The sequence below is a fragment of the Pontibacter lucknowensis genome (genome assembly GCF_900156415.1).
GTDB classification, from domain to species: domain Bacteria; phylum Bacteroidota; class Bacteroidia; order Cytophagales; family Hymenobacteraceae; genus Pontibacter; species Pontibacter lucknowensis.
In genome coordinates this window covers 1,044,978-1,058,131 of the sequence record NZ_FTNM01000001.1, presented here as the reverse complement: position 1 = coordinate 1,058,131, position 13,154 = coordinate 1,044,978, and the positions used below count along the sequence as shown (strand labels likewise).

Here is a 13,154-nt window from a genome sequence, read left to right as displayed (position 1 = left end):
TATATGCGCAGCATCGCCATTGATATCGGTAATACGGGAGGCAAATACGGCATTTTTGAAGATGATGCCCTTGTCTCACAAGGGTATTTCAAAGAGCAGGAAGGGCTGCCACAAGAAGTAGTATCCCAGGCCTTTGACCATGCCATTATTGCCTCGGTGAGTGGCGGCGCAGTAGAGCAAATAAAGACAGGGCTGTCAGTGTCCGGAAGCATCGTATTGCTTTCGGCGCAGACAGCCCTGCCTGTTTCTAATGATTACAAAACTCCAGGTACACTTGGGGCAGACCGTATTGCAGCGGCTGTGGCGGCAAATTATTTCTTCCCGGGCCGCAATTGCCTGACTATTGATGCGGGTACGGCGATCACGTACGACTTCATCGATGAGCGCGGCCATTACCAGGGCGGAGGTATAGCGCCCGGCATTCAAATGAAATTCAAGGCACTGCATAATTTTACAGGCCGCCTTCCGTTAGTACAAGGAATCCATGAAAATTTTCCTTTGATCGGACAGACCACGCAGGAGTCACTGGAGAGCGGTGTGTTGGGCGGAACGGTGGCGGAAGTAGAGGGTATAATCAGCGCATATCGCCAAAAATCAGATAAACTGGTGGTTATACTTTGTGGAGGAGACGCAGGATTTTTTGAAAGTACCATAAAACACCCCATCTTTGTAATTCCTGAACTGGTCCTGATTGGGCTTCAAAGAATATTAAGACATAATGTATAAAACGCTCCGTTTACTTATTTGCGCATCCGTGCTGTGCCTGGCGCAGGGCGTGCAGGCGCAAAGCATCGGTAACTCGCCTTATTCCCGTTACGGACTGGGAGAACTCAACACAAACTTAGGTAACTTAAGAACGGCAGGCATGGGCGATGTGGGCGTAAGCACAGGCAACAGCTTCCATTCCAACACCGCCAACCCGGCACTGCTATACTACAACAGCATTACCGTATTCGATGTCGGTGTAACCGGCAGGTATAAAACCCTCAGAAACGCGACCCAGTCACAGCGGGATGGCGATGGCAACTTATCTTACCTGACACTGGGTGTGCCTATTACCAAGCGCTGGAGCTCAGCCGTTAGCCTGAGACCCTACAGCTCAGTTGACTATAACATCAGAAACATGGGCTCGCTGCCTAACCGGCAGGAAGCAGTTGTGATAAACGAGTACAGCGGCGAAGGCGGAATTTCAGAGATCTACTTCGGGCATGGTTTCCGGATCACGAATGGACTGACAATCGGAGCAAGCGCCTCTTACCTGTTTGGTACTGTTTCTCAGGAATCTTCTTCTATCGTAGCCGATACCTCTATTAGCAACACCTCGCTGGAGCGGGTTGCCTATGTAGAGCGTACCCGTTATACTGATTTCCTTTTCAGAGCTGGAGCCAACTACCGTAAGAAAGTCGCCGATAAGGCTTTTCTGAGCGCGGGTGCAGTTTATACCCTGGGCGTAGACATGAATGCGAAGCGGATGTCTGCTTACGAGCGCCGTGACCTGGGAGATGCTCTCAAGGGAAGTCCTATGCTGCCTGACAGTGTAGAAGCCTCCGTGAATGTTCCACCTAGTCTGAACGCTTCCATCAGCTACGACAATGGATCTAACCTGACCATCGGTACGGAGTTTATGATGCAGGACTGGTCCGACTACCGCAACCTGGATGGGGAGCAGAGAATGGGCAACAGCTATAAAATCGGCCTGGGTGCAGAGTATACGCCTAACCCTACCGCCATTGACAGTTACCTGAAGCGCGTAACTTACCGTGCCGGTCTTCGCTATGGCCAAAGCCCGTATGTCATTAACGGAGAAAACATCAAGGACATGGCTGTTACAGGTGGTCTGACGCTCCCGATCGGGCGAGGTAATTATTTCGAACCGCCTTACCAGTTCAACATTATGATGGGCTACGGCAAGAGAGGCACAACAGACAACGGCCTGATCGCTGAGGACTACTTTCAGTTCGGTGCGGGCGTGACAGTTAATACGCGCTGGTTCGTAAAACGCAGGATAGAGTAAACTATTCCGACCTTAAAAGCATTATTAAAACAGGCCGTTCTGACGACGGTCTTTTTTAATTTTTAGTATCTTCACTTTAGATAAGTAAAAAAGCATGCCGAGATCTATTTTTTCAGTGCTGGTCGCTTTGCTAGTCATGTTGACAGCTGCTTGCGGTACAGACCTGAGAGACCCGGACCAGGAAAAGAAATATGATGGCCCGTTTAGGGAGACAGCCAATGTGCTGACGCTCTACAGCGACTCAGCCAAGGTGCTCATCAGGCTGCAGGCACCCATGCAGGCAGACTACGAAAACGGCGATGTGATTTTTCCGGACGGAATTGATGTCGAGTTTCTGGAAAAGGGAGAAAGCGTGACCTCTACGCTGCGGGCCAACTACGGCAAGCAGGAGCGAAACAAAGACTTATACCTGGTGCGGGGCAATGTGATTGTACATAACCTGCAGAAGCAGGAAAAACTCGAGACAGAGGAGCTTTACTGGAACAAAGCCAAAGCCCAGATCTATACAGACAAGTTTGTTAAGATCACGACGCCTGAGGAAATTCTGATGGGTCACGGCCTGGAGGCAAACCAGGACTTTACAAATTATAGAATCAAAAAAGTGACGGGCGTATTTAGCCTGAAGGAATAATGAACCAAAAACTGGTTAATACTATTTTACTATCGTTAGCTTTTGTGGCCATGGTGATTGGCGTGCACAGAAGTATACAAGAGTCTGATATAGCAGGCAATTACTGGATTTACATGATCGGCTTTATGCTGTACATCGTGTACCATTACCGCAAGAAGAAACAGACCGAATAGTCTGTAGCATCTTATGATAGACCCCGACCAGATACTGTTGTTGTTTATTGCGCTGCTGGCCTGTGCTTTTTTCTCAGGTATAGAGATCGCTTTTACGGCTGCCAATAAACTGCAGATAGAGCTTGACGAGAAAAACAACGTGCTCTCCGGCCGTATCCTGACGCACCTGCTCCGGCATCCTGCCAGGCTAATGGGTACTACACTGATCGGCTATGTAATCTCACTGGTGCTTTATGGCTTTGTGATAGCGGGTATACTCTATACCTTGTTTCAGGCCTTTCTGCCAACTGCAATGCAACTGGCACCCCTTATACTGCTGCTACAAGTACTGGTAGCTTCGGTTATCGTGTTGCTTACAGCGGAATTTCTGCCGCGCAGCCTCTTTGCCATTAACCCAAACCGTATGCTGGATGTGCTGGCTATACCTATGCTGGTGCTGCACTATCTGCTATACCCTGTTGTGATTGTACTGGTAGGGTTAAGCAAATGGATTGCCGAGCGGATACTCAAGATAGAGTTTTCAGATGAGCACCCGGTGTTTGGGGTAACGGACCTGAACGCCTACATCAAGAACAGGCTGTACAATCCGGTAGAGGAAGGCGCTCCGGAGGTAAACCAGGAGATATTTCATAATGCGCTCGAGTTTAAGAAAGTGCGTGTGAAGGAATGTATGGTGCCCCGCACGGAGGTGGAAGCGGTCGAGGTAAACGAACCAGTGGAGTTGCTGCGCGATACCTTCATCAAAACGGGACATTCCAAGATACTGGTGTACGAGGACTCTATTGACAATATCATCGGATACTGCCACCAACTGGCCATGTTCCAGCAGCCACGCCAGATCCGTGAGATCCTGTCGCCGGTGAGCCTGGTGCCGGAGAGTATGCTGGCCAGCGAGTTGTTTCTGCGCTTTGGTACAGAGCATCGTACCGTGGCCGTGGTAGTGGACGAGTTTGGCGGCACGTCAGGCATCGTAACCGTGGAAGACGTGATCGAGGAGATAGTAGGCGAGATACAGGACGAGTACGACTACGAAGCCCTGCTTGAGCAGGTTTTCCCGGCGAAGCACCTGTACCTGCTAAGTGCCCGTCACGAGATCGATTACCTCAACGATAAATACGAGCTCAATCTGCCTGAAGGGGATTACGAAACCCTGGGCGGACTTATTTTTTCGGTACTGGGCGAAATACCGAAGCCGGGCGATGTGGTGGAGCTGCGGCCCTTCACGATCACTATCCTGTCGATGGATGATAACCGCATCAATGCAGTGAAGCTCTTCAAAGATCCAGACTTACAGGCAGATGGCGTATTTTAAACAGTTGCACACAAAATTTTGAATTTTTGCACGATTAACCTTATTTTGCACATCCTTTATCATTCGTATAACACATGGCATTAATTAACAAGATTAGAGAAAAGTCGGGTTGGGCTGTTGGCGCTATCGCCATTGGACTTGGCGTATTTGTAGTAGGCGGCGACCTATTAGGGCCAAACTCCAGACTTTTAGGTAATGATACGACTACCGTAGGCGAAATAGCAGGTGAGAAAATCGACTACCAGCGCTTCGATATGGTGTTCCAGCAGATCAAGGCCCAATACGAAGGACAGGTACAGCGTGCTGCCACCGAGAGCGAAATGGCCATGATGCGTGAGCAAGCCTGGAACCAGCTAATCTTCCAGATTGCCTTGCAGAAAGAGTACGATCGCCTGGGCATTCAGGTGTCGGAAGAAGAACTGGCCGATATGGTACAGGGTAACAACATCCACCCATCGGTTCGCCAGGCATTCACTAACCCACAGACAGGTGAGTTTGACCGTGCTCAGGTTGTTCAGTACCTGCAGAACCTGGACCAGACCGGTGGTCGTCCGATGTGGGTTAACTTTGAGCAGAGCATTCTCAACGACCGCATCCAGACGAAGTACAGCAACCTGCTGACCAAGTCAGTATACGTAACATCAGCTGAAGCGAAGAAGCACTTCGAGGCACAGAACACGATCGCCAATATGAAAGTGTTGTATGTTCCTTACTTCTCGATCGCTGACTCTGCTGTGCAGGTAACAGACGCGCAGCTGAAAGACTACTACGAGCGCAACAAAGAGCTTTATAAAGTAGAAGATGGCCGTACGCTGGAGTTTGTGACCATTCCGGTTGCCGCTTCTACCGAAGACATGAACTACTTCCAGGAGGAGCTGAAAGACCTGACGGAGCAGTTCGCCGCTTCGACCAACGACTCTGCTTTCGTAAATACGCACTCAGATCTGCCATACGACGGCACTTACCTGCACACAGCAGAGCTGCCTGAGCAACTGCACGAAATCGCGCCGCTGGAAGAAGGCAAGGTATACGGCCCTTACAATGATGGCGATACCTATGCGCTGTACAAGATTATGGACATCAGAGATGGTAGCGTGAACACTGCCCGTGCCAGCCACATCCTGATCAAGCCAGAGAACGATTCTCCTGAGGCCAAGCAGGCTGCTCTTGCCAAGGCAAAAGACATCCAGACACAGATCAAAAACGGTGCTGACTTTGCGGCTATGGCTGCACAGCACGGATCTGACGGTACAGCTGCAGTTGGTGGTGACCTGGGTTACTTCACTGAAGGCCGCATGGTACCAGCTTTTGAGAAGGCGGTGTTTGGTGCTACTACCGAAGGCTTGCTGCCAGCTCCTGTTGAGACAGAGTATGGCTACCACATCATTAAAATAACGGCTCCTAAGTCGAAGCGTACTTACAAAGTGGCTGCCGTACAGCGCTCACTTGACGCCAGCGACGCTACCCGTGACCAGGCTTATGCCATGGCTGACGAACTGGCTGGCACAAGCGGCTCAACGCAGGAGTTCAGAGAGAACGTGAAGAAAAACGAAGCCCTTTCTGTAGAAGAAGCTGCTAACGTAGGCAAAAACAACGTGCTGGTAGGTAACCTGAGCAACGCCAGAGAATTGGTGCGCTGGGCTTACTCAAAAGACACTTCAGTAGGTGATGTATCGCCTGTGTTCGAGATCAACGACCAGTACGTAATCGCTACTTTGACTGGCAAGCGCGAAAAAGGCTATGCTAAGATTGAGGATGTGAAAGAGGAGCTGACTGCCGCCGTTCGTAACGAGGTAAAAGCACAGCAGATCATGGCGAAGCTGAAAGGCGCGTCGGGTTCACTTGACCAGATTGCTGCTAACTACGGTCCGGATGCGATCATCAGAGAGGCTGAAGAAGTATCGCTTGCTTCTGGCGCTATACCTGGCCTTGGCCTGGAGCCAGTAGCAATCGGTAGAGCGTTTGGCTTGAAGCCAGGCAGCCGTACTGCTCCTATCGAAGGACAAGGTGGTGTAGTAGTAGTTGAGTTGATCAATGTGACTAATGCTCCGGATGCACAGGATCTTTCCGGCGTGAAGACGCAGCTGGTAAATACCCGCACATCGCGTGTAGAAACCAACGCGTTTGAAGCGATCAAAGAGAAAGCTGACATCAAAGATAACCGTGTAAGATTCTTCTAAGACCTGCACGATAGGTATAAGAAAAGGGCTGTTCCGACTGGAGCGGCCCTTTTCTGTTTATGGCCAAACGAAAATTATTGGCTATCTTCATTTTCAGGAGACAAGTCCATATCAAAAAGCCTGTACACACGTTGTAATAGATGATGCTTATACCTGTTCATACCTATTTGTCGCGCCTGCTGTTTGTGCTCCTGTTCATGGTGCTGGCAGTGCCCTTTTCTATGGCGCAGAACCAGGAGCTGGCACTGGCACGCGAGTACCTCAGCAAAGGGGAGTACCAGAAAGCCGAGACCATCTACAGCAAGCTGATCAACGACGAACGCCTGTTCCACACGGTATACCCCGACTACCTGAAAACCCTGCTGGCGCAGAACAACCACAAAGAAGCTGAGAAACTGGTGAAACGCACCATCAAGCGCTACCCGGGGCAGGTGAACTACAACATCGACTTAGGCATCGTATACCAGGCCGCTGGTGACAAAGCAGGAGCGGAGAAGCACTTCGACAAACTGATTGCCCAGCTGAAGCAGGAGGAGGTAATAGCCGCAGCCAGCGTTTTTGTGCAGCACGAGCTGTTTGACTACGCTGAGAGAGCCTACCTGCGTGGCCGTGAATTAAGTAAGAATCCATACGAGCACAACCGCTCTCTTATAGCGCTCTATACTTTCCGGCAGAAGCACGAGAATCTGATTGGAGAGGCGCTTAACCTGCTGCAGGAAAACGAAAGTGATCTGATCTATGTGCAGAATATGCTGCAGAATAGCATGCAGGACGAGAAGGCCTTTGATGCACTGGAGAAAGAGCTGATTACCCGGGTGCAGCAAAACCCCGATTTGCTGGCTTACAACGAACTGCTGATCTGGCTCTACATTCAGCGACGTGACTTCTACAGTGCTTTGCTGCAGGCCCGTTCTGTAGACAAGCGCACCCGCAGCGGCGGTACACGAGTGATGGAGCTGGGTGCAATCAGTGCCCGCAACAATGACTACCAGGGCGCCATTGAAGCCTATGAGTACATCATCAAAGAATATCCGGATGGTCCCTACTACCTAATCGCAAGGCAGCGGCTGATAAATGCCCGTGAAGAGCAGGTAGAAAATACTTTCCCGGTTGACCTGGACAAGATCAGGGCGCTGATATCAGACTACGAAGCGCTGCTGGCTGAAGTGGGGCGCAATGCCCAAACGGTAGAGGTGTTGCAGCACATGGCTAATCTGTATGCCTTTCATTTGGATGAAAAGGACAAAGCCATCGAGTTGTTGCAGGAGGCTGTTGCAACTCCCCGCGCCAAGCCCGATTTTGTGGCTGAGAGCAAACTCACGCTGGGCGATATATACCTGCTGAAAGGAGAGCCCTGGGAGTCGACCTTGCTGTACTCGCAGGTAGAGAAATCGCACAAGGAGACGCCGATCGGGCATGAGGCGAAGCTGCGCAACGCCCGGCTTAACTACTACAAAGGCGACTTCGAGCTGGCACAGGCTCACCTCGACATCCTGAAGCTGGCTACCAGCCGCGAGATAGCCAACGACGCCATGGACCTGAGCCTGCTGATCACCGACAACACGGGGCTGGACACCTCTACTGTGGCTATGGAAGAATATGCGGCAATCGAACTGCTCGTTTTCCAAAACAAGCTGGACGAGGCGCAAAACAGATTGAATGCCATGCTGCAGAAGTTCCCGGGGCATAGCCTGACAGATGAGATTTACTTCCGCAAAGCCAGCATCTACGAGCGCACCGGTGCGTTTGACAAAGCCATTGCCAGTCTGGAGAAAGTAGTCAATGCTCCCGCCGATATTCTGAGTGATGACGCTCTGTACAAAATGGCCTACATCTACGAAGAGAACCTGAAAGACACGCAGAAGGCACAGGAGCTATACAATGAATTTCTGGTGAAGCACCAGGGCAGCATTTATGTGGCTGAGGCCCGTAAGCGTTTCCGGAAGCTGCGCGGCGATGCGCCTATTGCAAACTGACAGGTATAGGACTCAGTCGTAAACGTAGTACTTCCAGTTATCAAGGCCGGTGTCGTACAAGGTGGTTAATTCCCCCTCCGCCTTATGTGAACCCGAAGGATCGTATACAACCACTTCAAAGTTGAAGCCAAGGATTACATTCTGTGTGAAGGACAAGGTATAGGCATGGTCGGTTTTAGAGTAATCGTAAGCCGGAATACCTATCACCCATGAAGAGGGCTGAGGTATCGTTAGCTCTTCCAGCGTTTCCGGATAGGCACCTTGTTCATGATAGTGCTTTTCTACCTGTTCGATTAGCACTGAGGCATTGGTCATAGCCAGGTTGCGACTTATATCGCGTGTGTGATTGGCAAGCCAGGTAGTAGAAACCAAAGCAGTAGCGGGCAAAGCCCAGCATAGAATAGCGAAAGCCTTGAACAGGCGTGGTTCTGGGTGTTTTATAAAAGTCCACACTGTCCATACAAGACCAATAGGGATCAGCAGAAAGCCGAGAATGCCAGCAAGCATACCCAGCGAAAAAAATAACTGAGCAGGATAATTCAGGATAGCAGGTCCCGGCAGAAAAGGAAGATTTGTTAGCAGAACAGTCAGCAAGCAGGTAAGGATTACGATCAGCCAGAGTCTACGGTTCATGCTATGAAATACTTGGTGGGAAGTATAAATGCTAAGAAAAGAAAAGGAACAGGATCAGGATGAAGATGAGGAAAAATCCATACATGATCAGGTCCAGCGAGTAGTTCTTATACTTCTCAAAAATTTCTCTGAGTTGTTTCATGATCAGGCGTATTGTGAAGCTGCAAATTACAAAAAATAGCGGAAAGGTGCTGTGTGGTGGGCGGCGGCGGGTCCAAATCCTGCGTAAATTGATTACCTTTGCTTCGGGTTTATTTGTGAAGCAGCATATGGAGAAAAGGTGGGTATACAATAAAAGCGTAGCGCCGGAGGTGATTAATCAACTGGCCGAAGCGCTCCGGATCAGCACCACACTGGCCGATGTACTGTGCCAGCGCTCTATCTGTACATTCGAGGAAGCGAAAGCCTTTTTCCGCCCCAGCCTGCTCGACCTGCACGACCCTTTCCTGATGAAGGACATGCAGCTTGCCGTCGACCGGATAGTTGAGGCACTGCATCGCTCCGAGCGCATACTGGTTTACGGCGACTACGACGTAGACGGCACCACCTCTGTGGCGCTTATGTACAGCTTTCTGCATTCACTTACCCAACCCGGCCAACTCGAATATTACATCCCCGACAGGTATAAAGAAGGTTACGGCGTATCCACGCAAGGTATAGACTATGCCGCTGAGCAGGGCTTTTCGCTTATCATCAGTCTCGACTGCGGCATTAAATCGGCAGACAAGGTAGCTTATGCCAGTTCATTAGGTATAGATTTCATCATCTGCGACCACCACCTGCCCGACGAGGATATCCCGCAGGCAGTGGCCGTACTGGATCCGAAACAGATTGACTGCCCATACCCTTACAAAGAACTCTCAGGCTGTGGCGTTGGCTTTAAACTGATCCAGGCTTTTTGCTTTCAGCAAGGTATACCGCAGGAAGAGGCTTTTAAGCTGCTCGACCTGCTGGTGGTGAGTATAGCGGCCGACATTGTGCCGATTACGGGTGAAAACCGCATCCTGGCTTACTTTGGTCTGCAGCTGATCAACGGACCAGGCCCCCTGCGTCCGGGCCTTGAGGCACTCAAGGAACTGGCAGGTATAACCGGCGAGATGGATATTACCAGTGTCGTGTTCGGCTTTGCGCCCCGCATCAATGCAGCAGGGCGTATGGGCGATGCGAAGCGCTCTGTGCGGATGCTACTGGCCCAGACCAAGGCAGAAGCCTTCGAGATGGCCGACATCATCAACGAATCCAACAAAGAGCGCCGCGACAAGGACTCGAACATCACCAAGGAAGCGCTGCAGATGATCGCCGAGGACGACTTTCTGCGCAATGCGAATTCTACGGTACTCTACAAGGAAAACTGGCACAAAGGTGTGATCGGAATTGTGGCTTCGCGCTGCATCGATCACTACTACCGCCCTACGATCATCCTGACGCAATCTAATGGCAAGGCTTCTGGCTCGGCCCGTTCGGTGCATGGTTTCAACGTGCACGACGCCATTGAGAGCTGCTCAGACCTGCTTGACCAGTTCGGTGGTCACATGTATGCAGCAGGCCTTACATTGCCTGTAGAGAATGTGCCAGCCTTCAGACAGCGCTTTGAGGAGGTTGTGTCCCGCACCATTACCGAAGACCAAAAAATTCCGCAGATAGAAGTAGATGCGAAGATCAGACTCAATCAGATCACCCAGAACTTCTACAACATAGTGAAGCAGATGGAGCCCTTTGGCCCGGGCAACATGAAGCCGGTATTTGTGTCGGAATGTGTGTACGATACAGGCGCGGTGCGTGTGGTTGGCGACAGCCACCTGAAACTGCGCCTGACGCAGGACGGTTTCTACGACATCGATGCCATCGGCTTCGGCTTTGGCGACTATTTCAAATTCATCTCGAAAGGTATACCCTTTGATGTGTGCTATACCATAGAAGAAAACGAGTTCAGGGGAAATGTGACGCTGCAGCTGCGCATCAAGGACATCCGGATGTTGAAGTAGTAAGGAGAGATTCGTGCCTGTCTCAGGTATAAAGAGAGGTTTAACCTGACTCTAAAATGCGTACCCATATAGAAGGATCAGACAAAGCGCGCACAGCCCTATACCTGATAACCCCAGCTTGACATATCGGCGCCTGAAAGCGAAATAGCCAAGTATAAGGCCTATTGCTTCCACTGCAAACAGCGACATTGCCATAGGGAAGCTCAGAGGGTAGCTTGTCACAGTGTGCTGTACATCACCTAGGTCCACCTGGCTCTCTTCAGCCTGATAGTAGAAATAGGTAATCAGGACCAGCCCAATCACGCCAATCAATACAGAAGAGATTCCTGTTTTCATTAACTCCAGTTACAAAAGACCTATAAAACTAAAAACGGGCACGGCAGTGTTATGGCAGCGCCCGTTTTATATGTTACGGTTCATCGATGTTGTTTGCCAGAAGCTTGACGGCAGGCAGTTGCTCAAGCTCGGCCAAAATCACCTTTTCGGGGTATGGCGTCAGTTTAGGAGGTACGCACATCAGGTTCAGGCTGTTCATATCGCCTGCAAAGTAGTTAAGATCAATAGCAGCATTTATACCTGCCAGCTTGCCTGTGTCGGTGTACTGCCAGAAAAGCCACTTGTCTTCGTGGTGAATGTCGGGCTCAATAGTATTGTATCGGGCAATCCAGAAATGATAGTCCTTGAAATGACCCTGCAGCCAGCGGCGGTAAAAATTCTGATTGGTATAGATGATGGGTTTTACACCATAGTGCGCTGTAACGGCCTCAAGCCAGATGCGCATGTTTTTTCGCATGTCGGCGGGAGAAGTGTGCTTCTCAATTACTTCCACATCCAGTACAGGAGGCAGGTCGCCTTCGTGCAGCTCCACTGTGTTGATGAACATCTCGATCTGGCCCTGCACCGGAGCGGCAGGTATAAAGAAATGATAAGCACCTCGTTTGATGCCCACACGCTTTGTTTCTTCCCAGTTGCGGGCAAAGTAAGGGTCCAGCCTGTAATCGTCCTGTGTTGCCTTTACAAATGCAAACGACACGCCTGCGTCCCGCACCTGGTCCCAGTCGACCTCTTTCTGCCACTTCGACACGTCTATACCCTTGAGGCTTGAAGAGGTGATCAGCGTGGTTTTAGTGGTAGCCCCTGTGCTTTTGGCTGTGGCACCGTTGTTTTTTGTATTATCGGAATTTCCAGAAGGAATACCGGTAAACAGCAACGAGAGTAATAAGCCAGAATAAGCCATCTTGTGGGCGGCCAGGTAAAGTAAAGAAAACATCATAAAGGCTGGTTAATCGGAATTCCAAACTAATAAGAAGACGCGACACTAACAACAGTGCACCCGGAATAATTTCATTTATAAAATTTGATTTTTTGAATATATCGGAAAGTGTATCTGCTGTTATACCTGCTCTGGACATGTATAAAACTTGGCAGGATTACTGCATTGCAGGACGGGTCAAGAATGCTTAAATTAGCCCGATGATATTAAGAGCCGAACATTTATTTAAAAAATATAAGTCGCGCATGGTCGTGAACGACGTGAGCGTGGAAGTGAACCAAGGTGAGATTGTGGGTTTGCTGGGGCCAAACGGTGCCGGTAAAACTACTTCGTTTTACATGATCGTGGGCCTGGTAAAGCCGAACGAGGGCCGCATATTCCTCGACAAAGAGGATATCACGGACCTGCCCATGTATCAACGGGCCAAACGTGGCGTGGGCTACCTGGCGCAGGAAGCCTCGGTGTTCCGGCAACTGACAGTAGAGGAGAATATCCTGGCCCCACTGGAGATGACCAATCGTCCTAAGAAAGAGCAACTGGAGAAGGTAGAGGAATTGCTGGAAGAGTTCTCGCTGACACACGTGCGCAAAAACAAAGGTATCGTATTGTCAGGCGGTGAACGCCGCCGCACCGAAATCGCCCGCGCCCTGGCCGTAGACCCTAAATTCGTGTTACTCGATGAGCCCTTCGCCGGCGTAGACCCAATTGCGGTAGAAGAAATCCAGAGTATCGTAGCCAAGCTTAAGAGCAAAAATATCGGTATCCTGATTACCGACCACAACGTAAACGAAACCCTTTCCATCACCGACCGCGCCTACCTACTCTTCGAGGGTAAAATCCTGAAGTCAGGCACCGCTGAAGAACTGGCTGCCGACGAGCAGGTACGCCGCGTATACCTGGGCAAACATTTTGAATTAAAACGCAAGATTTAGTCTACATTAGGTATATTACAAGGCTAATGTTTGCAAGTTTAGTGA

General features: G+C 50.3%; 12 protein-coding genes. 9 read left to right on the top strand and 3 right to left on the bottom strand.

What is annotated here, in order from left to right:
- The first annotated feature begins 3 nt into the window (after positions 1 to 3).
- The 7 genes from BW972_RS04760 (at position 4) to BW972_RS04735 (ending at position 8,286) form a co-directional block, all read left to right on the top strand.
- A complete protein-coding gene (locus BW972_RS04760; RefSeq protein WP_076421303.1) occupies positions 4 to 726 on the top strand; it encodes a type III pantothenate kinase in 723 nt (240 codons plus the stop codon).
- Complete coding sequence (locus tag BW972_RS04755) at positions 719 to 2,014, top strand: BamG family beta-barrel-assembly machinery protein (RefSeq protein ID WP_007658334.1); 1,296 nt, start codon at positions 719 to 721, stop codon at positions 2,012 to 2,014. The genes BW972_RS04760 and BW972_RS04755 overlap by 8 nt, the downstream gene beginning before the upstream one ends.
- 94 nt (positions 2,015 to 2,108) lie before the next feature.
- Positions 2,109 to 2,645 carry an LPS export ABC transporter periplasmic protein LptC gene (gene lptC / locus BW972_RS04750; RefSeq protein WP_071530886.1) on the top strand — a complete coding sequence of 179 codons (537 nt, stop codon included), beginning with the start codon at positions 2,109 to 2,111 and terminating at the stop codon, positions 2,643 to 2,645.
- The gene (locus BW972_RS19840) at positions 2,645 to 2,818 is read left to right on the top strand and encodes a hypothetical protein (protein ID WP_155800937.1); all 174 of its coding nucleotides are present in this window, start codon (positions 2,645 to 2,647) and stop codon (positions 2,816 to 2,818) included. The genes lptC and BW972_RS19840 overlap by 1 nt, the downstream gene beginning before the upstream one ends.
- Before the next feature lie 13 nt (positions 2,819 to 2,831).
- On the top strand, positions 2,832 to 4,130 hold the full coding sequence (locus BW972_RS04745; protein WP_076421302.1) for a hemolysin family protein: 1,299 nt from the start codon (positions 2,832 to 2,834) through the stop codon (positions 4,128 to 4,130).
- 74 nt (positions 4,131 to 4,204) lie between these two features.
- Positions 4,205 to 6,310 (top strand): peptidylprolyl isomerase, encoded by a 2,106-nt coding sequence (locus BW972_RS04740; protein ID WP_076421301.1) that lies wholly within the window; start codon positions 4,205 to 4,207, stop codon positions 6,308 to 6,310.
- 140 nt (positions 6,311 to 6,450) lie between these two features.
- Positions 6,451 to 8,286 (top strand): tetratricopeptide repeat protein, encoded by a 1,836-nt coding sequence (locus tag BW972_RS04735; RefSeq protein WP_234986296.1) that lies wholly within the window; start codon positions 6,451 to 6,453, stop codon positions 8,284 to 8,286.
- A 12-nt stretch (positions 8,287 to 8,298) separates the two neighbouring features.
- Here the strand turns inward: BW972_RS04735 and BW972_RS04730 are convergent, their stop codons facing one another.
- Positions 8,299 to 8,919 carry a hypothetical protein gene (locus BW972_RS04730; protein WP_076421300.1) on the bottom strand — a complete coding sequence of 207 codons (621 nt, stop codon included), beginning with the start codon at positions 8,917 to 8,919 and terminating at the stop codon, positions 8,299 to 8,301.
- A gap of 269 nt (positions 8,920 to 9,188) precedes the next feature.
- On the opposite strand from BW972_RS04730, the gene recJ reads away from it, so the two are divergent.
- The gene (gene recJ / locus BW972_RS04725) at positions 9,189 to 10,904 is read left to right on the top strand and encodes a single-stranded-DNA-specific exonuclease RecJ (protein ID WP_076421484.1); all 1,716 of its coding nucleotides are present in this window, start codon (positions 9,189 to 9,191) and stop codon (positions 10,902 to 10,904) included.
- Between the two features lie 51 nt (positions 10,905 to 10,955).
- Here the strand turns inward: recJ and BW972_RS04720 are convergent, their stop codons facing one another.
- Both BW972_RS04720 and BW972_RS04715 read right to left on the bottom strand, forming a co-directional pair.
- On the bottom strand, positions 10,956 to 11,240 hold the full coding sequence (locus BW972_RS04720) for a hypothetical protein (protein WP_076421299.1): 285 nt from the start codon (positions 11,238 to 11,240) through the stop codon (positions 10,956 to 10,958).
- Between the two features lie 73 nt (positions 11,241 to 11,313).
- Positions 11,314 to 12,177, bottom strand: coding sequence for a glycoside hydrolase family 25 protein (locus BW972_RS04715; RefSeq protein ID WP_007658370.1), 864 nt, complete (start codon positions 12,175 to 12,177; stop codon positions 11,314 to 11,316).
- 200 nt (positions 12,178 to 12,377) lie between these two features.
- On the opposite strand from BW972_RS04715, the gene lptB reads away from it, so the two are divergent.
- Positions 12,378 to 13,109: an LPS export ABC transporter ATP-binding protein gene (gene lptB, locus BW972_RS04710; RefSeq protein ID WP_007658374.1), complete on the top strand. Its 732-nt coding sequence runs from the start codon at positions 12,378 to 12,380 to the stop codon at positions 13,107 to 13,109.
- The last annotated feature ends 45 nt before the right edge of the window (positions 13,110 to 13,154 follow it).

What these genes read in the sequence shown, in the direction of transcription:
- BW972_RS04760 (WP_076421303.1), top strand. Translation starts at nt 4, where the DNA reads ATGCGCAGCATCGCCATTGATATCGGTAATACGGGAGGCAAATACGGC.
- BW972_RS04755 (WP_007658334.1), top strand. Translation starts at nt 719, where the DNA reads ATGTATAAAACGCTCCGTTTACTTATTTGCGCATCCGTGCTGTGCCTG.
- lptC (WP_071530886.1), top strand. Translation starts at nt 2,109, where the DNA reads ATGCCGAGATCTATTTTTTCAGTGCTGGTCGCTTTGCTAGTCATGTTG.
- BW972_RS19840 (WP_155800937.1), top strand. Translation starts at nt 2,645, where the DNA reads ATGAACCAAAAACTGGTTAATACTATTTTACTATCGTTAGCTTTTGTG.
- BW972_RS04745 (WP_076421302.1), top strand. Translation starts at nt 2,832, where the DNA reads ATGATAGACCCCGACCAGATACTGTTGTTGTTTATTGCGCTGCTGGCC.
- BW972_RS04740 (WP_076421301.1), top strand. Translation starts at nt 4,205, where the DNA reads ATGGCATTAATTAACAAGATTAGAGAAAAGTCGGGTTGGGCTGTTGGC.
- BW972_RS04735 (WP_234986296.1), top strand. Translation starts at nt 6,451, where the DNA reads ATGATGCTTATACCTGTTCATACCTATTTGTCGCGCCTGCTGTTTGTG.
- BW972_RS04730 (WP_076421300.1), bottom strand. Translation starts at nt 8,919, where the DNA reads ATGAACCGTAGACTCTGGCTGATCGTAATCCTTACCTGCTTGCTGACT.
- recJ (WP_076421484.1), top strand. Translation starts at nt 9,189, where the DNA reads ATGGAGAAAAGGTGGGTATACAATAAAAGCGTAGCGCCGGAGGTGATT.
- BW972_RS04720 (WP_076421299.1), bottom strand. Translation starts at nt 11,240, where the DNA reads ATGAAAACAGGAATCTCTTCTGTATTGATTGGCGTGATTGGGCTGGTC.
- BW972_RS04715 (WP_007658370.1), bottom strand. Translation starts at nt 12,177, where the DNA reads ATGATGTTTTCTTTACTTTACCTGGCCGCCCACAAGATGGCTTATTCT.
- lptB (WP_007658374.1), top strand. Translation starts at nt 12,378, where the DNA reads ATGATATTAAGAGCCGAACATTTATTTAAAAAATATAAGTCGCGCATG.